The organism is Caballeronia sordidicola, from assembly GCF_000729995.1.
GTDB lineage: Bacteria > Pseudomonadota > Gammaproteobacteria > Burkholderiales > Burkholderiaceae > Caballeronia > Caballeronia sordidicola_A.
In genome coordinates, this window is record NZ_JNFG01000199.1 from 346,435 (window position 1) to 366,921 (window position 20,487).

Genomic DNA, 20,487 nt, shown 5'->3' on the forward strand with positions numbered 1-20,487 from the left:
AGCGGATCAGCCGATCCCTTCGATCAATGCGTGGTTCGTCACCTGAATCGGGTTGACCTTGATCTCCTCGCTATACAACGGCGGCATCTTCTTGCAGAACGCCGCCAGTGCGTCGGCGTTCATCCGCGTGCGCACGTATTGATACGGCGACGGGTTGTTGACAGTATCGAGCGCGCCTTCCATTGTCGAACCGTAGGCGCCGAGCTCCATGAAGCTCTGCGTCTGGCTAAGCGGGCCGATGTCGGGGCGCACCGGGGGCACGTCGTCCAGCATCGGTCCCAAGGCGAAAACGAAAGTGCAGTACTTCGGATGGGGCAGGTATTTATGCGTGTCCGTGATTCCATCCACCAGAAGCTGCCGGCGCAATCCTGCATAAGCGCGGGTCACTTCCATGAACGCGGTCCGGATGGACGACATGGACTCCGACCCCGACTTGCAAAGCAGCAGATTGCCATGGTGGTCGAGCAGCGCGACCGCCTGTCCCTTGCCGCCCAGCGTGATGTCATGCTGCATCATGGGCTTCAGGTACGGCACCAGCCCCTCGTCCGGTGTGAACGGCGCCTGCGACCGGTACTGCAGGGCCTGGGCATACTTGCTGGACAGCGCAACGCGGATCGGGTTCGTCGAGGGCAGCGACAGGATATCCCCGAGTTCATCGAACGGCAGATCATTGTTGATCTGCTTGCGTACGCTCGCGAGCGTCGCCTGAAAAATGTTTTCGCAGAGTGCAACGGTACGGCCCTGGATGGTCTTCGCGGTGAATGCCGGAACGTTATTCTCCGGCCCCTTCGCCGGGCGGTTGTAGCAAACACCGTCAACGACCTCGGGATAACCGAATCGCTCCTTCGCCCTGCGCGCCATGCCAGGCGTCAACGACGGAAAATCGGACTTCGTGTCGTAGTTGATGCCGGAATACGTATCGTAGGCGGCGGTCAAAACCTTGAATCCCGCCGTCAGGATCGCGCCCGTGCACATGCAGCACGGATCGAGAGAGGTGACCACGGTGATCTGGCCCGGCTCAGGAAGGCTATTGCTATTTGCGTAATACCAGTCGGTAAGCTGCCGCTCTCCGTGTGCTGTGGGGTCAGAGGTATAGCCGCCCTTGATCACCTGGTTCGGCATCGCGTGCAGGACGTTACCGGCGTCGTCGACCAGCAGGCCACCGACCGAGAAGGTATTCGCACAGCTGGCGATGAGCGTTTGATCCGCGGCGATTTCCATCGCCTGCTCCACGGTTGTTACCTTTGTCATTTCGACCACCCATTTGGAAATTGTGATTCTGGATACGCAAATCTCTCAATCGACATGACTGTTGACGCATAAGCGGATGACCGGATGACGATCCGGCAGTCACGCAAATTGAAAGGCCCCCTGCTCCATCAAACTCTGGTAAGAATATGGTCCACGGTCAACGATGTGATTGCGAGCATCGTCAGCGTCGGGTTCTGCGAACTGATACTGGGCATTGATCCGCAACCCACGATATACAGGTTCGAATGGTCCCAGCTTTGCTGGCGATAGTTGACCACCGAGGCCCTGGGGATAGAACCCATCACATGAGTCCCGCACACGTGCCCGGCGCCGTAATAGTTGAATGACTGCTTCTCGCAGATAAATTGTTTGGCGTTGCCGGCATCGAATTGCGTGTATTCCTGCGCGCCTGTCCTGCGCATGAATTCGGTGGTGGCGAGCCTGGCGGAGATAAAACCCTTGCGCGTGTAGTCGGACAGGTTGTACGTGATGAGCGGCCTGGGGATCCCCAGGTTGTCGGTCTCGGTCGGCGACAACTGCACGCGGTTGGTCTGTTCGGCGTCCTGTTCGACCAGGAAGGCAATCCTGAATTGCCGCGTCAAGTAACCATTCAATGTCTTCAGCAGGCTCTTGTTGCCGAGCACCTGCGCGCTCCCGTTCGGACCGCCGTTGTTCAGCCCGCCCTTGTTCGTGCCGTACAGGAAATCCGGGCCGATCGCGTATGGCTCGCCTTTCGCCCAGTTCCATCCTTCATTGCCGAGCTCCAGTCGCCAGGACGCGCGCGTGCTTCTGAACGGACCGTCACGCAGCGATTCGATCCCGCTGGTTGCGAGCGGGCCGCGATAGCTGTACGCCGGCGCATTGACGGGCATCAGCCCCCAGGCCAGATACGTGGCGTGGTCCATCAGGTTCCTGCCAACCTGGTCGCTGCTGTTCGCGACCGTCACGCCCATTTTCCACGGCGAGTTGAGCAATATCCTGGCGTTTTCGATCGCGCTGGCCGCCAGCACGAACAATGTGCCGACCGCGGTGCCTTGCCCGGTCTGTCCCGACTTGGCCGGCACTGAAATATCGTCGTAGGTCAGGTAATGCAGGCCGCTGATTTTTCCGTCCTCGCCGACCGTGATCTTGTCCACCACGGTTTTATACCTGACGGTGACGCACCCGGTAGCGAGCGCCTTTCCCAACGCATACGCCGCGTCGTATTTCGCCTGGATCGGGCAAATTGGCACGCAGTTGGTGTTGCCATGACATACCCTGCGATCGTCGTAAGGCACGGAATTTCGTGCTTGCGGCGTCTTGGTGACAACCGTCTTCTGACCTGTAAAGTAATCCTCATCAGTTAATGGCTCGCCATCTACGCGAGCCTTCATGTACTTGTCGCTCAGTGACAGCGGAATCGGAGGCATGGGGAACTGATAGCTCGGCGGAATGTCGTCGCGGGCCGCGAGCTGTTCCGCTGTGCTGCCGGCAACGCCCATGAACGCTTCGACTTTTGCGTAATGATTATCCAGTTCCTCCTGGGCGATCGGCCAGTCGAGTCCATGCTGGTATTTCCGCTGCAGCATGAAATCATTCTTGCTCATCCGCAGCGTGGTGCCCTGCCAGTGATTGCCGGTACCGCCCGCGAGCTTCAGATAGGTACTGCCGAACGGCAGTGAACCCGGGGTGTAGGTCAGATAGGAAATCTCCGGATTGTTCCAGCCAAAGACCAGTTGCTGGATCGTCGGATGCGGCGCATTTGTCTTGCGCGGCTGATTGTTATTGGCATCGGGCGGATACGGCGATTCCGGTGACTTGAATCCGGCAAGATAGAAGGACTCCATATAGTCTTCACGATGCCGCGGCGTGGCAGGACCCGCCTCGAGCATCAGCACCTTCTTTCCCTTGCTTCCCAGTTCGTAAGCCATGAAGGCACCCGCGTGACCGGTCCCAACAATTATCACGTCATACTCAGGCATCTTCGATTCCCCATGTTTAAAGACGGCGCCGCGATTACGCGAGACTGATTCCGTAATCGGCGAGCGACGGCGGGGCGCTTGCCCAGCTACCGAAGCTGAACTGGCTGAAGCCCATTGGATGCGTCTGGGCGATGCGCCAGATCCAGCCGCTTTTGTATGCGCGGCTGGAAATAACGAAGTCCTTTTGGTAATCAGCGGCGATCCCGCTTGCCGACGTGGGGATATTGGTTATTTCGGTGTGGCCGTACCAGGTGCCGTAGAGCCACATCAGTGTGATCAGGCGGGAAAATGCACCATTCAGACTGGTATTGGGCCCATTCCCGGAGGCGAGCAACGCTTGCGCGATTTGATCGGGCCTGAGGTGCTGGTTCTCCATCACGTCATAGGCGGCGAGCAGAGTTGTAATACTTCGCGGTCCGGCCAGCACGGTGAGGCCATAGAACACGTCCGCCATCGATATATCATCCGGCCGGATCACCGGATTCAGAACGCCCGCGTCAATACCGAGCAGCGCCGATGACAAATTGACGAAGCCGGCGGGCGCCTTCTCGCGCGGCGCCGCCTCGGCAAGACTCCAGAGCGGCAGCCCCGGCGCCAACAGCGCGCCGCCGATCGTACCTGCGGTTTTCAGTACGTCTCTGCGACTGATTTTTATCATGCATGGTCCCTTGACATTCTTGCTGTCTTTTAATGTTCACCCGCGATTTCCGCCCACCCTATTTCCCCGCCCGCTCCTCGGGCTTGGTGGTCCCCATCACGTATTCGACGACCGAGGACGCTTCGTGTCTTGTGAGTACTCCCGCGCCGGAACCACCGCCCGATTTGGTGCCGGAAGTGCTCAGGTTCAGCTTGCCTTTGCTTTGCGCGCGGCTCAGCGAAAACACGAAGTCGCTGGATGAGCCGGTGGTCATGGCGGCATCCGAGTGGCAACTGACGCAACTCGACGTCGTACGATCAGCACCGCCCGACACGGTATGAGGTCCCGTAGAAGAAAAGGGCGTCACCGCCCCCGTTGGCGGCAGGGTCTGCATCTGGTCGTCCGGGGGAATCGGGTTGCCGCTCGGCGTAATCTCACCGTGGAAGAACCCCGGGATATACGTCTCCATGGTCGAGTTCGACAGGAAGGACGTGGCGGGCATTCCATCCGGGTAGGCGGGATTCGGTACAGCGACGCCCTGCTCGCCGCCCGCGGTCTTTACGTTGGTCGGGAACTGGACATCGACCAGGAAGTAGTTAGCCCAGACGCTATCCGGAAAGGTCGTCTTGATCCGGTTGTTGTATTGCTCGTTGACGGCCAGCGCGAGCTTGCCCGGGGCAGCCAGGCGCACGAGCTGCGTCGGCGTCTGTCCGGGACGTTGAGGATTCCACGGCGCAGCCGGTACGGTATCGAACGCGCAGCTCGGCACTCCACCCGATGCCGGACATTTGGCAGCGTCAAAAAAAGTGTACCCACGCTTGAGCTTAGAAGTGAAATCGTTGAGCCAGGGCCCGTTATCGACATGTTCGAATGTGGCCCATACCCATTGCGGCGCCGACCTGGTCAGATGGACGATATGAAAACCGACAAGTCCGATCGGCTTCAGCGAGCACTGCTCCTTTACCGTAGGTTCATCGGCGAATGCACCGCCGGCCTGATCATAGACATAGGCCTGGGTCCGGTAAAAGCTCGACGTGTTGTCCGAAGCGTCCAGTATCTTCCAGGACGATTTGACAAAGATGGATCCTGTCATCGCGGGATCGTCTTTATCGGAATATTGGCCGGCCGGGAACTGGACCGTCTGTTTGTCATGGTCCGGGTTGTTCACGTCCATGGCAGTCTGTCCCTGGGTGGAATAGAGCTGGTGAGCCGTGATGTAGTCGAACATCGGCTTGTTGAAACTCAGGCCATAGCGGACATACTGCCCCTGCTTGTCGATCACCGGTCCCATCCGGTTGGCCTGCACATACTCGTCGAGCACGATCCTGTCAGTCAGTTCAAGCCGCCCCGATGCGTCCTTCCTGAGACAGTTTGCCGGGGTCTGGTGGCCCGTGCCGAACGCAGCAGGCGCTGCGGCCTCCGGCAGGAAGATGTCCCGTGCCTCCGGCCAGGTTTGCCAGACGGCGGTGTAGTCCCCGGCGTGATAGTCCAGCCCGTGCTCCTTGCTTGGTGTCGGCTCCGGCTTTCCCTGCGGGCTTGTTCCGGCCGGGAAGTTTAACGCGATGAAATCCCGCCAGGCCAGCTCGGCGTAGGCCCTATATCGGGCTTCGTAAGTGGCGACGGTGGACGGGTCGATATCCCCGCCTGAATGACAGCTATACGGTGCAGTCCAGCAACCTACGGCATTCGCCACATCCGGTCTGAAAATAGAAAGCAGGCCAAAAGCCAGCAGCAAGATGACGTGACGCCGCACAATCGCAACCATTTATTTTTCTCTCTACACCAAGGGCTCGCCCGCACTGATCCCCGAATCCGGTCTATACCGGATTTTCGCGCACGAGAGACTTCCGCCGAATTCAACCATGCGCGCAATCACATCCGGGGTTTTCGTATCAGACGCTAATACCACATCAATCATTGCGTTTGCCATCGTAAGCGATTAATGCTGTCGATAAATACGCCGGCCCGAATCGGGCCGGTCGAAAAGCACAATGCCGATACGTGCGTGTGCATGATATCGAGTAGCTAATGAGCCAAAGTGCCCTCGTATGGGGCCGCCTCATCCTTGCGCATACCGTCCGGTATGCGTAGATGGTGGTCGGATCAATCGGTGGTTTTATGTTCAAGCCACTCGTTGATCCCCTCATATTTCGTGAAATGAATTTGCACCGCAAGAACAATTATTGCTAGAGGGTGCACTAAAAAATAGATCATTCGAGGACTTCGTACACCGTGGAAACCCGCTCGTGATAAAAGGCACAAAAGACACACAAGGCGCCGGCGCGTTCACCTCCCTTCATATCGAAGCGCGCGATGTCCTCGGCTGGACCACGCTTGCCGCGCTCAGTTGACTACAGCAACCTCTCGTTGATAAGCCCAAGCGCGGATCGATGCACCGGCCCGTCGTCATGGCAACTGGCGAGAGAGCCGCGCGCGTGCGTTTCCATCTTGAGCAGCGTGTGCGCAGGAACCGCGTTGGACCATAGATAGCCCTGCCCCATGTCGCAGCCGATGCCGGCGAGCCAGTCGGCCAGCTCGCGCGTCTCGACGCCTTCAGCCACCACCGAGAGCCCCACGCCGTGAGCCATTGCAACGATGGCTTCCATGAGCACGCGGTTTTTTGAACAGCCGGTGGCCGGCTGCGTGAACGAGCGGTCGATCTTCAGCGTGGCGATGGGAAAGCGCGTGAGATAGCTGAGCGCCGAGTAGCCGGTGCCGAAATCGTCGATGGCGATGCGCACGCCCATCTGGGTCAGGGCGTTTAGCGTGTCGAGCGTGCTCGCGTGGTTGACGAGCAGCAGCCCCTCGGTGATCTCCAGTTCGAGCCATTGCGGCCGGCAGCCGGTGTCGCTCAAGACCTGTTGCACGACGGCCGGCAGGTGGCTCAGGTGAAACTGGCTCGGCGACAGGTTGACGGCGATGTGCCGCTCGCCCCCCTGCCGCGCGTTCCATCGGCAGACGACGGCGCATGCCTTGCGCATGACTTGCTCGGCGATCGGCACGATCAGACCCGTCTCCTCGGCGATGCCGATGAAATCGGACGGCGGTATCCAGCCGCGCTCGGGATGCAGCCAGCGCAACAGCGCCTCCGCGCCGACGATGCGGCCGGTCGCGAGGTCGACCTGCGGCTGGTAGTGCACGTCGAGTTCGCCGCGGGCGATGCCGCGGCGCAAGTCCGCTTCGAGGCGCAAGCGTTCGGCGGCGCTGTCCGTGATGTCGCGCGTATAGAACTGCACGTTGTTGCGCCCTGCCTCCTTGGCGCGATAGAGCGCGCCGTCGGCATAGCGCACGAGTTGTTCCGTGGCGTCGCCATGATCGGGATAGACCGCGATGCCGATGCTCGCCTGGACCACGAGCGCCCGGCCATCGAGCTGCACCGGAGCGGCCACCGCCGACAGCACGCGGTCGGCGAGGCCGCGCAATTCCGCAGCGTCGCGCACGCGAGACGAGACGATGATGAATTCGTCGCCGCCGAGACGGGCCACAGTGTCCGTCGCGCGCACGTTCGCTTCGAGCCGCCGCGCGACCTCGCACAGCAGTTGATCGCCGGCGACGTGGCCGAGCGTGTCGTTGATGGTCTTGAAGCGGTCGAGGTCCATCATCAGGACGCCAACCCTGCAGCCTTCCTGGCCGGCCTGCTGCAACGCCTGCGAAATGCGCTCGTTGAACTGGGCGCGATTGGCGAGCCCGGTCAGCGTGTCGAAATACGCGAGCTGATGGATCTTGCTCCGGTATTCGTAGACTTCGGTCATGTCGCGCGCAACCGCGAGCAGGCCCAGCACTTTGCCGTTGGCGTCGCGCTCGAGGCGCAGCCGCGTGTGGAAAATCTGCTCGATGCCGTCCAAGCCGCACGCTTTCCATTCGACGTCGGACTCCCTGCCCGTTTTGATGGCCTGCCGGATTTGCGCGTGATACGTGCGCGAATCCATCGAGAACGCGGAAATCTCCAGCACTGTCTTGCCGAGAAACGTCTCCGGCGGCCTGCCGGTGAAGCGCTCGTGGGCACCGTTGACGTAGGTGCGGCGGCCTTCACAATCGAAGCGGATGATGATGTCCGGCAGGTTTTCGGCGAGCGAGCGAAACTCGCGCTCGTGGGCGGCCAGAAGCTCCTCCATGTGCTTGCGTTCGGTAATGTCCCGGCCGAACACCAGGGCGCCCTTGATCTGCTGGTCCTCGTCGCGCTCGGCCACCATCTTGATGTGGTGCAGACGCGGCTCGGTCGAGTCGGGCGAGCCGATCAGGACTTCGACGGTCTCCGCTTCGCCGCTTCGAATCACACGCTCGAGCGTTTCGCGGTAGCGGCGTTTTTCTGCCGCGAGCGCCTCACCCCAGCTGATATCGTGTGACCGCTGTCCGACGACCGGCGCCACGGGCACGTTCACGCGCTGCATCAGGTTGTGGTTCGCGAAGGTGATGCGGCATTCGCGGTCGTAGCGGACGATGTTGTCGGGGGAGCCCTCCGCCAGCGAGCGAAGCTCCGCCTCTTGCGTACGCAGCGATTTTTCGGCGAGGCTGGTCTCGGTGATGTCGCGGCCGATGCAGAGAGCGCCTGCCAGCCGTCCCAGCCAATCGTGCTCCGCCACCAGCCTCACGTGATGAATCGCCGTGTTCCCGTCGGCGTTGGGGACGGTGAGCTCCAACTCCGTCGGCTCGCCGGTCGCGAGAACCTGCTGGAGCGCGTGATGGTAAGTGTCGAAGCGGTCGTCAGGATAGCGCTTGGCCGTCGCGACTTTTCCGATCAGCTCGTCCGGGCCGACGTTCAACGCCCGGGCCATGTTCGGGCTTATGTAGAGAAAGCGGCCATGGCGATCGTAGCGGCAGATGTACAGCGAAGCGTTCTCGGCAAGGTGAGAGAAACCTTGCTCGGAGGCTTGGCGATAGCGGCCGATTTTCAGCCAGAGGAGCAATGGTCGTGAGATGCTACGCATGGATGGGCCCGTGGTTTTTTCACCTTCTCGACGGGTATACGGCGCGCGCTCAGGGATGGCACAGGGGGAAGCTTGTAGGGATATCCTGATTTCGTTGTGAGTGGATGCGCAACCGGCGTGATGAGCCGGGCCAATGTCACGCGTAACTATGACTTCAGCGAGTGCGTACCACTTTCGTGATCATCGACAACGAGATCCATGCCGGGGGGCAAATCGCGCTGTCGGCTACTTCTTCGTAGCATGGCGTTTTCTCGGGTCAGGCGCGGGAAGGCAGGTCGTCGCCGATTTTCTGACCAGGTTTCCTGGCCCCTGGCAGACCATGAAGGGACGGTCGACCCGGCGCCTTGAATGGCCGGGATTGCGGACGAAGTGCCCATTGGTTTCTCGAACTGCACTTCACTCGCACGCTCCTCACCCGTGAACCGTGAGGACACCTTCATACCGGCACGCCTGAGCGCTTCACTGCTGCGGCGGCTTGACGTCGAAGGCAATCCGTCCTGCGGGCAGAAAAGTGAGCGAGATGAGCGCACCGCCTTTGACTTCCGGAAAGTGGTGGCTTCCTGGCGCAGGCGCCGTCCAACCGCCATAACACCAGCCGTTCGGACCTGCGAGCGCGGCGCCTTCGTTGAGCGGCACCACCAGATTGATCTCGCCATACGGGTGCAGGTGATAGCCGGCACGCAAGCTGTGTTCGGGGTTGTCCTGGGCGTTATCCGTGCTGTCCAGCAGCACCGCCGTGATGCTGAAGAAAAACGTGTCCGCGCAGGGCAAGCTGACTTGCGAGCGACGATAACGCGGGCCGGCGACTTCGGCATCGGCCGCCCAGCCTTCCTGTACGCCGAGCGTAATCAGTCGCGCCAGGTCCCTGTACAACGCGCTTTCAACGCCATACTTTGTATTCAGCCATTGCTCGACCTCGGTGCTCGCGGTCATGTCTTTGACCTCTTGCAGAAAGGGGACAAGACGGGCGAGAAGTTCGTCTTTGCTACTTGTTTGTGGAATCTGAGACATTTTTGACATGGCGCCTGTTAGCGTGGGAGAAACCCGCAACGGCTCATTCTTGCTCATGACATCCGTTCAATCCATAATCAATCGACCAAATTTTGTATCGCATCGACCATTTTTCACATGGATCCGCTCTCTGACGTCTTCTCTCTGCTGAAGGTCAAAAGCGTGCTTTCGGCGCGCTTTGAGGCTGCCGATCCCTGGGGCCTTCGATTCCCCGCCTATCGTCATGTCAAATTTGCCGGAGTCATCAAGGGCACTCGATGGGTGTGGATTGAAGGCGTCACCGCCCCCGCGAAAATGGAGGAGGGAGACTTCTGTCTGCTCACTGACGGACAGCCCTACTGTTTTGCCAGCGATCCCGGCGTGGAACTGCAAGACGGGGAGAAGGTGTTTGCCAGTAACGTGGGTGTGGACGGGATCATCCGCTTTGGACCGGGAGAAATGCGCACGATTAGCGTCGGAGGACTCTTCGAATTCGATGGTGACACGAGCGGCTTGCTGCTCAATTTCCTGCCCCCGCTTGTTCACGTTGCCGCGGATTCTCCGGATGCCAGGGCCTTGAGTCCGGCCCTCGAATTGATCAGGGCCGAGACGGAGTCAGTTCGGCCTGGCGCGGCGGTGATGGCGGGCAGCATCGCGAGTATTGTGCTCGTCAACATCCTGCGGGCTCATCTTGCCGCTAACCCGAGGTCGGCGGGCTGGCTGGGTGCGTTGTCGGATCCAAGAATCGGCTCCGCGCTAAGGATGGTGCATGAGGAAATAGCGCGTCGCTGGAAGGTGGACGAACTGGCGTCGAAGGTCGGCATGTCACGCACCGCGTTCATTGACCGCTTCAAGGATCTCGTGGGGTTGCCTCCCGTGGAATATCTGATCCGCTGGCGCATGACGATTGCCAGGGAAGCGTTGAAGACGGGCAACGACAATCTCTCGAGCATCGCCGCCGCCGTCGGCTACGCGTCCGAAACCACTTTTAGTTCGACTTTCAAAAGGATGTTTGGTCAAAGCCCCGGCCGGTATCGCTCGGAGGCACGCAGCAAGGTTTGAATGCCACGGGCAGGGTTTCCGCGCCATAACCACCAAACTGTTGGATGGACCGGCAGGCATCGGTCTTTTCAGTCAACGAACATAACCCCTTTCGAAAAACCCGGACACCCCCGCGTCTTCGAAAACGCGGGGGTGTTCTCCATGGTGCTGGAACCGCCCGGGTCAGCCGAATGTGAAGCTGAACACGTGCACGCCCGGATCGAGGAATTCGATTTCGAACGTCCGGTCATCCACCGGACCACGCTGGCGCACGAGCTGATACAGACGCGCGCTCGTCACCGTGCCGGTCCCGTCGCCGGCGACGTCCGTACCGTGCCCGTCGCCGGGCGGCTTGCCGTCGACCGTGACCCTGAAGCGCACGGGCTTGCCGTCCGCAGTCGGCCCCAACACCAGATGCAGGTCGCGGGCGTGGAAGTGAAACGCGATCCGCGCGTTCGGCGCGCTCGGCACGGCGGATTCGGCGCCGATGTTCCACTGACCCGCGAGCCCCCAGTCGTTGACCGGCAATTGCGCGGGCAGCGTGTATGTCGCGGTGACATCCGCACTCACGCGCTGCGGCGATGAGAAGCCCTGCGCCTGCCGGTACCCCACGTAAGTCTCCTCTGAGCCGATGTCTGCCGGATCTGCAGCGGCTTGCGTGCCTGTCGCCTGCACCTGTTGCCGATCGCCGCCAGGCATCGCGTGGCCGTTTTCGGCCAGCAGTTGCTGGATGGCCTGCTCCGCTTCGCCATAGCTGCCTTCGCCGAAGTGGTGATATCTGATGCGTCCTTGCGCATCGACGATGTAGAACGCCGGCCAGTACTGGTTGCCGAAAGCCTGCCAGATCCCGTAGTTGTTATCGATCGCAACCGGGTAGTGGATGTTCAGGTCCGTCAGCGCCCGCTTGACGTTGCCTGTATCGTGCTCGAAGCCGAACTCCGGCGTGTGCACGCCAATCACGACGAGGCCGTCATTGCGGTAGCGATCCGCCCATGTCTTCAGATACGGCAAGGTGCGCAGGCAGTTGATGCAGGAGTACGTCCAGAAGTTGACCACCACCACCTTGCCGCGTAACGCATCGCTGGAAAGCGGTGCTGTGTTCAGCCACTGCGTCGCGCCGTCGAGCGGAGGCAGTTGGCCCTCGACCGGCAGCGCGGCTGGCATGGAAACACGGATGATGCGGCCAGGCTGCACCGTGCTCACCGGTTGCCGTACCTTGCGTACCGGTTCACTCGATGAGAGCAGCGCGACCAGGCTGCTCTCCAGGCCATTCGTCGGGGCGCCCGGCACATACGCAAGGACCCGGGTGTCCAGGCCCGATGCGATTGCCGCCACCGTGAGCAGGACGAGCGCACCCATGGCGCGGCGCAGCCCTTCGCCGACGCCGAACGAACGCTTGAGCAGATCCAGCGATCGCTTGCCCAACCCGGATACCACCGCCAACGAGCACGCGGCGCCGACGGCATAGGCGGCAAGGGCAGCCCCGGTCCTCCAGGTCGCGCCGTGCAGCGCAGCGCCAGTCAGGATCAGGCCAAGGACCGGTCCCGCGCATGGCGCCCACAACAGGCCGGTCGCCGCGCCGAGCAACACCGCGGAGCCGATCTGGCGCGTCACGCCATGACCTTGCGAGCGCGACATCATGCGGTCGGCAAGCGCGGACAACGGACGAGACAGCTTTGCTGCGATCGCCGGAAACAGCAGCGTCGCACCGAACCCGGCGAAGAGCGCGAGCGAAATCCAGCGCCCATATTCGCTCAGTTGCTCGGCGCCGGCGAGGCCCGCGGCACCGACTCCGGTCACGAGCGCAAAGGTTGCCGCGAGGCCGAGAAGCATAGGCAGACGACCCGTGGCAAACGGAGCGTCGGAGCGTGCAAACACGAACGGCACGACGGGCAGGATGCAGGGGCTCAGGATAGTGAACGCGCCCCCCAGAAATGCAATGACGATAAGTAACATGAGATCTGTCTCCAGAGAGCAGACGGTTGGATGGACCGGCCTCGAACGCCGGTGCGAACCGGCATACCAGGCCATGTGCCGTATTTCAGCGCTCTCATGTATCGGGAAGATTTCAGGAAGGGGGCAATTGCGCAACGGCATGTATCGGTGGCCGCCTTGGACACACACTGATACAAAACCCCGGCCCTGGGGGTGCGGCGCAGCGTAGCGATCGGCTTTGTATCTCAATGTACCTGGGCGCCATGCAGACACACAACCTTGCATATCGGCCGGTGGTGGACATAGGCGAGATACGTTGGCGCGCTCCAATAGCTCAACTGATGAACGATTGGAGAAACCGTCATGTTTGATCGTCTGAAGATCGCCACTGTTGCTGCCGCGCTGGCCGGTGCTGCCTTACTGGCCGGCGTCGTTTACGCCGGAGGCGAAACCGGTCAGTCCAACTCAAGCTCACTGCAGACCGGCGCACCCGCGCCGGATTTCACGGGGATCACCAGCTGGATCAATAGCCCGCCCCTCGATATGAAGCAGTTGCGTGGCAAGGTGGTGCTCGTCGATTTCTGGACGTTCGATTGCATCAACTGCGCGCACACGATTCCCTACGTCAAGGACTGGTATGCGCGATATCACGACAAGGGTCTGGTGGTTGTCGGCGTGCATACACCCGAATATTCTTTCGAGCACAAAACTGAAAACCTGCAGAACGCGGTCAAGCGTTTCGGCATCGAGTATCCGATTGCACAGGATAACGAATATTCAACCTGGAATGCGTACGGCAATCAGTATTGGCCCGCGCTGTATCTGTTCGATCAGCAAGGCCGGCTGGTCTATTCCCATTTCGGCGAAGGGAACTATGCAGAGACGGAAAAGACGATCCGCGCTCTGCTTGGCCTCGGCGACAAGCGAAGCTGAAGTCTCGGCCTGCCGCAACGGCAGGCTGTTCAGCGCACAGGATGGTGTCAACGCAAGAGGGTGATTCGCGCGCGATACCTGTGCAGCCATCGAGTTCTGCGCCTATGCCTCAAGCGCGACCCCACCCCGCTTGTCTCGCGCGATGGCAAGCATGAGAGCGGCGATCCCGCAAGCGGCAATGAGCGCGACCAGCATGCCTCGCCCCATGTGGACGAGGACCCAGCCACCTACTGCCGGGAAGCCGAACGTGCCGATGAAGTACGCCACGACAAACCAGGTCAGCGCGGCCGGGCGATGGATTGTCGCGGAATCGTTGACGGCCTGAGCCTCGATAGTCGGATAGACCAGCCCGTAACCGGTACCGAGCAGCACTGCGCTCGCCGGATGGAACCATCCGTGATACGGCACCGCAAACGTCGCCACTACGCCGAGCAGCATGAAGATGAGCAACACTTTCGTGATGCCCTCGCGATGAAGTCTGATCACAAACCGCCCCAGCAACCAGCGCGCCATCACGACTGCGATCGCGTAGAAGCTGAAAAAGGTGCCGGCTTGCGCGTGGGTCCCTTGCACCAGAGCCATCTGGAAGGTCATCAGGCCGGAAAAAACGCAGGCGCACAGCGAGATCATGACGATTGGGAAAACCGCGCGTGTCCGGAAGATGGCGCCAAATTCACGCAGCCACCGATCTCGCACCGGCACGGTCGCCGTCGGCGAATGCGGCGAAATCCGGCCGAAGATTTCAAGCATCAGCGCCGCGATTGCGCACAGGCCGCCGACGAGGTAGAGCACGCTGGTGAGCGGCCAGTGCAACGTGCGAATGGCAAACGCCGCCAGTGCCGGGCAGCCACCGATGCCGGCCATCTGGACCGTGCCGAAGCGCATGAACCAGACTCCCCGGTCTGCATCGCTGGTTCGCTCTGCGAGCGACATCGGCGCAGCAAGATAGAATGCGCCCCAACCCAGACCCACGAGAAACCCCGGAAAAACGGTTAGCGGGCTCACATGGTCGACTAACGCAAACCCCGTCACACCCAGCCCGATGCACAACGCGGCAAGCGCCGTCGTTCGCGCGGCGCCGATGTGCTGCGCGAACCAGCCGACAAGCGGCACGCCAAGGAGGGTACCGGCTGTGGCTTCTGCGAGCGCCAGCCCCGTGTCGAGATCACTTCCGCCGAGAGAGCGGAAACGCATCGAGAGAAAAAACGTCGCCCCATACCCTGCCCCGGCGAGCAAGGTGCCGATCAGCACGAAAAGAGAGTGGGATGGGCGCATGGCGTAGCCTGAATTGCCGACGAAAATCGTGCGGTCACGGATAAGCGTGAACCAGTTCGACGCGACGTGCAACGGTTGCGGTGAGGATCATCTGATGCCGGTTGGGCGTCAGGGTTACCAGAATGGCTCATCGACTGACGGCAAGTGCGATGTCATTACCCCCTCGCCTATAATGCTAAAACTGATAGTGATTTCACGGCGGGGAGCCCCACTTTATGAGTCAAGCACACGGGCGATACTCGGGATCTCGAGACAAGGGCCAGCGTCAATCGCGCCAACCTTCAAAAACGACATCCCATCGACAGAACAAGCCATACGTAAAACCTCCACCTACTCGAGAACCTGCCCAGACGGCGTCCATTTTCAAAACGCGTTCGTTTAAGTTGCTGGTGGATGCGGTGGGCGCGGAGAACATCGCACTAGGACTCGACTCCAACTTGACGCGCGTGGCCGAATTGGTAAACGGCGAAAGATTCACGCCCGAGACAGCCTTTCATATCGAAACAACGCTGGGTCTGCCCGATGGTTTTTTCGATCAACCCAATCCTGTGCTTACGCCCGAGACCATTGCTCGCTTAAGGTCGCCGCTGGACTTCATTCACGCGAACGTTGAACCGGAAGCTGTGTACGAGGAAATATTCAAGCCAGCTCCGGTCGCGCAGGACCACCACCCTATCCCCACTAATCGTTTGCCCAGGGAACCAGAAATGCCAAAGAAAACCAGTGGCGGGTCGCCGAGGGCCGTCGCGAAGAGCAAACCTACTCCAGTGGCGAAGCCTGCTACGGCAATCCCACCGCAATCGGCACCCGCGAAGTTCAAGGCGTCCGCAAAGTCGGAGTCTCAGCAATCTCTGGCGTTGAATGACGCCGCAACCGTGGAAAACATTCGTCGCGCCAACCTGCACGTACTGACGTCTCGCAAAGGATCGAAGGTGCGGCTCGGTGAGGTGATGGAAATTAGCGACTCCAACATGGCCAATCGTTTTTATGGACAGAAACGTATGGACGATGCCGAAGCAAACAGGTTCACGGAACGCCTTGGTTTGCCGCACGGCTGGCTAGACGTTCCGCGTTCGGTAACCGATATCCCCGAGCCGGTTTCGGATTTACTTGTTCCTGCGTCACGTCGCCATGCGGCCGCTCAGCAAGAATTGCCATCCGCGGTTGAACCAACATCAATAGCCGCGAAGAAGCGCGCGAGTACGAAGGTGAAAATTGCGGGCGCTCACCCCGCCGTGCCTCCTGATGCGGATAACGCGCGCGTTTTAACGAGCGTCGACGCTGAGACGAACACGGGGTTGGAGCAACAGGATCAAACGCTCCCGGCCGCCTCCGAACCTGCGATTCGGCAACCCGCGGATAACGGCGTCTCGTTTTCTGCGGTGCGTCAGCAGATTGCGCCTGCTATCGCACAGCAGGCCATCACAGAACCGCGCCATCTCGCTTCAGCCACTAGCCTGGACAATCTGCAAGGTATCGAGCCGATAGCAGAGGCGCTGATAAAAACACTCGCGGGCAAAGCACGTACTGGTCGCCTGGACGAAATGAAAGCCTTGGAGCTTTTGCGACAAATCGTGTCGCTCTGATTTGATTCGACATGGAAGTTTGATTGTCGAAGCTTGCCTGAGGGGCGGGTGTTCGGCCGGACCGGCCGTTCGGGATGTTTCGTCGTTGCGCTGCTACGAATGTCCGCTGACATGAAGATCGCATGAGTCTTCTCGACCCATTGCCGACGGTCGGGTCGTCGAGATTCCAACGGCAGGTATCAGAGTGGAACGGCCATACCGTGCCTTCACCTATGGACTCGTCTTCGGCGATTTCCGACACCCGGGCGTGTTAGCTTGCACGTCAGCCATGTGCGGGATTGCTGATGGTGGCGCCATTGAGCAGCCGGACGGCAGCCTCCTGCATCATTGAACTCGCACTCCCGACCCTTGTCAGTCGGGCGGGCGCGGCATCGATGACGGCTTCGGGATGCGGACGTGGACGTATTCGGACTGTACCGGTTGTCTAGCGGCTATCGTTGGTTGACCGTATGTCACTCGCAATTGCGTTCTCGATGCCGCATTCGGCCGCGCATCCAACCGTAAAGTTCATCCTCTATTGTTCCTCCCGTCCGCGATGCGATGTATCCTCTTCAATATGTCGCGCCGCCGGCCTGTTCATTTGGTCGCGAGCGGCAAGAATGGACCAGCAACGAGGCTAAGCAGGCATGAAGACTCTGAAGGGTTCGCACGAAACGTAGTCCGCAGCGTTCCATGCCTGTGCGTGCACGGTAAGAATGATAAGGCGGGTACAGCGCACCAACCCGCGGGGCTACGTTTATTCGACCCTCATCGCGTGTGCCACGGAAGTAGAGCTCCGTCAATGAATTCTGCGTTTACAACCTGCGTGCGAGTGCTGCGCCCAACGGCCAAAACTGTCATCGGCCCTATCGACCCGAAGTTTTGGGGACGCAAATACCGCGAGGCATGAGGCACCCATTTTGACGGTCGGAGAATGCCAGGGTTCAAGTTAGCTATTAAGCGGTGCTGCGCACAAACTTAGCGCGCGATCGATTGTTTTTCTCTGAGGTATCGAAAGGGGAAGCGACCATGAAAATCCTATGGGTCGATGACCACGAGATTCTTTGCGTTGCTCTTTCCGAATATGTCCAAACACATGCATCGGAGTTGAGCGTAACCCCAATCGAAGTCACGCCCGTATTTACGCTTGCCAGCGCGCTCGAAGAGGTAAGCAAGACACCTCCCCCGGACCTCGTTTTCCTGGATCTCAATCTGGATGGTGAGAACCGTGGCACCACGACACTTGAACATTTTCAGGCCGGAAATCCATCCAATGTTCCCGTGGTCATCTGTACGGGACTCGCTCCTGGAAACGATGATGAAGTCGAAATTTTGCGAGCGTGCATGCGTGACTACTCTGCCCGAGGAATACTTTTGAAAGGAGGTGCACACAAGAAAATGTTCATTGGACTGAGCAGGATCTTGGGAGGTGAACTCTGGATTCCGGAAGAAGTCTTGATGCGCTTTGCCTGCTCGACACAAACGCCCTCACCTGGCGGGAATCAGCATCATCTTGGACTTTCTCTGCGAGAGTGGGATGTGGCGCGCTGCATTGCACGTGGCCTCTCAGGGAAGCAAATCGCAAGAGAGCTTGACGTCACCGCGGGACATGTCAGACAGGTTTCTTGTGTTATTTACGACAAACTTCAAGTCAGAAACCGCGTTGAAGCTGCGCTAAAAGTCAGTGCCGAACTGGCCCTTGGAAGTGGGTCAAATAAGGGGCTGTCATGAAGATCTCTGCTACACCGCTCGTTATGTTCCGCTGCCATCACGTTCACGCGCCTTCGATCGATGTTTTGGGCTTATGCCTGGCAAGCAAGGTCAACAAGGTCTGTTCGGAAACCGGCTTCGACAAAAGCTTCATGCCGCTGACAGCTACTTTTTTGAGCACAGCTGACGAGGTGTCGCCCGACCACAGGATCGCAGGGATCGAAGTGCCGGTAGCAGCACGGACCGCCGTAATCGCAGCAATACCATCCTCGTTTTCCAGCCGGTAGTCCGAGAGGATGAAGTGCGGACCGCTTGCCAAAGCCTCAATGCGCAACTGCTCGATGACGTCGGATGATGATTCCCCCGCCACGACGTAGCAGCCATGCTCGATCAGGCGCATCGATATTTCGATTCTCAAGTCGCTATTGTCCTCGATGATCGCCACCACCATATTGGTCAGGTCCGGGGCGCCGTTTTCAACCGTCTGAACCTCGAGCAACTCTGGCGGTATGCGGCCTACGAAAGGGACCGTAACCGAAAAACGCGATCCCAGCCCTGGTGTCGAGTCCATGTCCAGTTTGTGACCAAGAAGGTTCGCAAGACCCTGGACAATGGACAGACCCAGACCGAACCCCTTTTCGCGATTCCTCTCGGGATTATCGACCTGGACATAGCTTTTGAAGATATCCGCCTGTCTACCTTCAGGGATACCGATCCCGTTGTCCCAGACACTTATCTTTATGCAGCTGCCTCGCCTCTGGCAACTCACCAGAACATGTCCCCTCTTTCCTCCCTGCTCGGAAGGCGTGTAACGGACCGCATTGATCACCATATTTCGGACGATCCTGTCCAACGCATGTCGATCCGTACGGACCACATAGGGGCGGCTATGGAGGCTTAACTTCAGCCCTTTCGCCTCAGCCAGCGGCTGCATATCCACAACAATGCCGTGTAAAAGGGAAGGCAGCGCCACCTCCTGAATTTCTACATTCCAGGTACCCGATTCGAGGCGGCAGATATCCAGTGCGCCGTTAATCATAACTTCCATCGCATCCACTTGCCTTTGCGCAATCGAGATGTCTTCGGCCAGTTTGGTTGATTCAATGTTCCGCTCGATATAATTTAACTTGAAGCCGAGCGTTGTGAGCGGTTGGCGCAAGTCATGGCTTATCGCCGCGATAAGTTGGTTCTTTTCCGCCTTTGCCGCTTCAGCTCGCGATCGGGCCTCATCGAGAATAACTCCTTTTACACATGCGCGTTTCTGATTGTAAAAAATAAACCATGCGATGAAACAATATCCAATTAGTTGAGCGGAATACCAGACAAGCATTCCTGGCCGATTAATAAATAGCGCGGGTGCCATGCTAAATCCGAACGGGATAGCGCCGAACACGAGTGAACCTAAAGTCGCACGAAGACTAGGCGCGAGCAGCAGCACAGTAAATGCATGGCTGATCAGCGTATATTCGAGGAAGCCAGGCCTGGTGAATTGTAAGTAAGGAGCATGGCTCGAGTAGTCGGGTGGGGTTAGCCCAAAGCTACCTGCCGCCCACCAAAACGATGTCAGCATGACCAAAGCAGCCCATGCCCAGTGCATCTGCTCGATCGCGTTGGTGCCAGCGTGTTTTGGGAGGGCCATCGTCTTTTTCAGTAAGTATGTTGCCATGGGAGTGGCCATCCCCCACAGTCCTAAGACCCAGACAAAACGGAATAAAAGAAAGATATCCGAAGTTTTGATCCACGATCCACATACGAACAAGAACGAGCTTCCGACCGACAGTAACACGATCCAATAGACCGCTCGACGGGACAGTGATACCAATAACTCGCGCTTGACGAGAAGAGTCTGCTCGGAACTGAGTGCTGCAACGGGTCCCAGAAAAAGATTCACAAATTCAGCGAATCTGCGGCGCTCGATTTTCTGAACCGTTTCACCCGCGCTCAGTGAAGTTCTGACCCCGGGCTTTTCGCCTGCGTCAGAATCACCTCGTGTTTGAGTACCGGACGCCATAAGAAGCCTCCGAGGATCAGCTTCAGCATGTGCTCCATTGTGCTACCGGTCCGCCAGCAAGTCGATCGACAGGTGTTCCGTTACTTGCCGAACAAATGTTCGTGGTCCACATAGGTGAACCACGCTCTTGCGACTTCCATCCTTGCAGTAGACGACCCCAGTGCTATCCGGATGGCACGCTACCAACCTTGCCTAAAGCGCCGTCTTGACTGCCTGCGCCTCCTGCTCGGTGTGGTCATGCACACCGGTC

Annotated in this window: 13 protein-coding genes; 4 read left to right on the top strand and 9 right to left on the bottom strand. The window is 59.3% G+C overall.

The window, feature by feature from the left end; genetic code table 11:
• Positions 1 to 6: 6 nt before the first annotated feature.
• The 6 genes from FH08_RS0136285 to FH08_RS0136315 form a co-directional block, all read right to left on the bottom strand.
• Positions 7 to 1,251 carry a nucleoside deaminase gene (locus tag FH08_RS0136285; RefSeq protein WP_031363037.1) on the bottom strand — a complete coding sequence of 415 codons (1,245 nt, stop codon included), beginning with the start codon at positions 1,249 to 1,251 and terminating at the stop codon, positions 7 to 9.
• 128 nt (positions 1,252 to 1,379) lie between these two features.
• A complete protein-coding gene (locus FH08_RS0136290) occupies positions 1,380 to 3,161 on the bottom strand; it encodes a GMC oxidoreductase (RefSeq protein WP_160172541.1) in 1,782 nt (593 codons plus the stop codon).
• A gap of 85 nt (positions 3,162 to 3,246) precedes the next feature.
• A complete protein-coding gene (locus FH08_RS0136295; protein ID WP_031363039.1) occupies positions 3,247 to 3,870 on the bottom strand; it encodes a twin-arginine translocation signal domain-containing protein in 624 nt (207 codons plus the stop codon).
• 58 nt (positions 3,871 to 3,928) lie between these two features.
• Positions 3,929 to 5,614, bottom strand: coding sequence for a hypothetical protein (locus tag FH08_RS0136300; RefSeq protein WP_031363040.1), 1,686 nt, complete (start codon positions 5,612 to 5,614; stop codon positions 3,929 to 3,931).
• A 586-nt stretch (positions 5,615 to 6,200) separates the two neighbouring features.
• Positions 6,201 to 8,777, bottom strand: a complete 2,577-nt coding sequence (locus FH08_RS0136310) for an EAL and GGDEF domain-containing protein (protein ID WP_051888794.1) — start codon at positions 8,775 to 8,777, stop codon at positions 6,201 to 6,203.
• Positions 8,778 to 9,236: 459 nt separating this feature from the next.
• Positions 9,237 to 9,788 (bottom strand): DUF4863 family protein, encoded by a 552-nt coding sequence (locus tag FH08_RS0136315; RefSeq protein ID WP_031363042.1) that lies wholly within the window; start codon positions 9,786 to 9,788, stop codon positions 9,237 to 9,239.
• A 117-nt stretch (positions 9,789 to 9,905) separates the two neighbouring features.
• Between FH08_RS0136315 and FH08_RS0136320 the strand changes: the two genes are divergently transcribed.
• Entirely contained in the window at positions 9,906 to 10,829 is a 924-nt protein-coding gene (locus FH08_RS0136320) for an AraC family transcriptional regulator (protein WP_031363043.1), read from the top strand.
• 162 nt (positions 10,830 to 10,991) lie between these two features.
• On the opposite strand, the gene FH08_RS0136325 is transcribed toward FH08_RS0136320, so the two are convergent.
• Positions 10,992 to 12,764, bottom strand: coding sequence for a cytochrome c biogenesis protein DipZ (locus FH08_RS0136325; protein ID WP_031363044.1), 1,773 nt, complete (start codon positions 12,762 to 12,764; stop codon positions 10,992 to 10,994).
• Between the two features lie 342 nt (positions 12,765 to 13,106).
• Here FH08_RS0136325 and FH08_RS0136330 point away from each other — a divergent pair, with 342 nt between their 5' ends.
• Positions 13,107 to 13,676 (top strand): thioredoxin family protein, encoded by a 570-nt coding sequence (locus FH08_RS0136330; protein WP_031363045.1) that lies wholly within the window; start codon positions 13,107 to 13,109, stop codon positions 13,674 to 13,676.
• 102 nt (positions 13,677 to 13,778) lie between these two features.
• On the opposite strand, the gene FH08_RS0136335 is transcribed toward FH08_RS0136330, so the two are convergent.
• Positions 13,779 to 14,951, bottom strand: a complete 1,173-nt coding sequence (locus tag FH08_RS0136335) for an MFS transporter (RefSeq protein WP_031363046.1) — start codon at positions 14,949 to 14,951, stop codon at positions 13,779 to 13,781.
• Between the two features lie 215 nt (positions 14,952 to 15,166).
• On the opposite strand from FH08_RS0136335, the gene FH08_RS0136340 reads away from it, so the two are divergent.
• Both FH08_RS0136340 and FH08_RS50870 read left to right on the top strand, forming a co-directional pair.
• Entirely contained in the window at positions 15,167 to 16,537 is a 1,371-nt protein-coding gene (locus FH08_RS0136340) for a hypothetical protein (protein WP_031363047.1), read from the top strand.
• 1,008 nt (positions 16,538 to 17,545) lie between these two features.
• Positions 17,546 to 18,247 carry a LuxR C-terminal-related transcriptional regulator gene (locus FH08_RS50870; RefSeq protein ID WP_075583426.1) on the top strand — a complete coding sequence of 234 codons (702 nt, stop codon included), beginning with the start codon at positions 17,546 to 17,548 and terminating at the stop codon, positions 18,245 to 18,247.
• 43 nt (positions 18,248 to 18,290) lie between these two features.
• Here FH08_RS50870 and FH08_RS0136350 read toward each other — a convergent pair whose 3' ends face one another.
• The gene (locus tag FH08_RS0136350; protein ID WP_031363049.1) at positions 18,291 to 20,237 is read right to left on the bottom strand and encodes a hybrid sensor histidine kinase/response regulator; all 1,947 of its coding nucleotides are present in this window, start codon (positions 20,235 to 20,237) and stop codon (positions 18,291 to 18,293) included.
• Positions 20,238 to 20,487: the final 250 nt, after the last annotated feature.

Bases quoted from the DNA above. Each gene is read 5' to 3' on its own strand.
- FH08_RS0136285 (WP_031363037.1), bottom strand. From the start codon at position 1,251: ATGACAAAGGTAACAACCGTGGAGCAGGCGATGGAAATCGCCGCGGAT.
- FH08_RS0136290 (WP_160172541.1), bottom strand. From the start codon at position 3,161: ATGGCTTACGAACTGGGAAGCAAGGGAAAGAAGGTGCTGATGCTCGAG.
- FH08_RS0136295 (WP_031363039.1), bottom strand. From the start codon at position 3,870: ATGATAAAAATCAGTCGCAGAGACGTACTGAAAACCGCAGGTACGATC.
- FH08_RS0136300 (WP_031363040.1), bottom strand. From the start codon at position 5,614: ATGGTTGCGATTGTGCGGCGTCACGTCATCTTGCTGCTGGCTTTTGGC.
- FH08_RS0136310 (WP_051888794.1), bottom strand. From the start codon at position 8,777: ATGCGTAGCATCTCACGACCATTGCTCCTCTGGCTGAAAATCGGCCGC.
- FH08_RS0136315 (WP_031363042.1), bottom strand. From the start codon at position 9,788: ATGTCTCAGATTCCACAAACAAGTAGCAAAGACGAACTTCTCGCCCGT.
- FH08_RS0136320 (WP_031363043.1), top strand. From the start codon at position 9,906: ATGGATCCGCTCTCTGACGTCTTCTCTCTGCTGAAGGTCAAAAGCGTG.
- FH08_RS0136325 (WP_031363044.1), bottom strand. From the start codon at position 12,764: ATGTTACTTATCGTCATTGCATTTCTGGGGGGCGCGTTCACTATCCTG.
- FH08_RS0136330 (WP_031363045.1), top strand. From the start codon at position 13,107: ATGTTTGATCGTCTGAAGATCGCCACTGTTGCTGCCGCGCTGGCCGGT.
- FH08_RS0136335 (WP_031363046.1), bottom strand. From the start codon at position 14,951: ATGCGCCCATCCCACTCTCTTTTCGTGCTGATCGGCACCTTGCTCGCC.
- FH08_RS0136340 (WP_031363047.1), top strand. From the start codon at position 15,167: ATGAGTCAAGCACACGGGCGATACTCGGGATCTCGAGACAAGGGCCAG.
- FH08_RS50870 (WP_075583426.1), top strand. From the start codon at position 17,546: ATGAAAATCCTATGGGTCGATGACCACGAGATTCTTTGCGTTGCTCTT.
- FH08_RS0136350 (WP_031363049.1), bottom strand. From the start codon at position 20,237: ATGGCGTCCGGTACTCAAACACGAGGTGATTCTGACGCAGGCGAAAAG.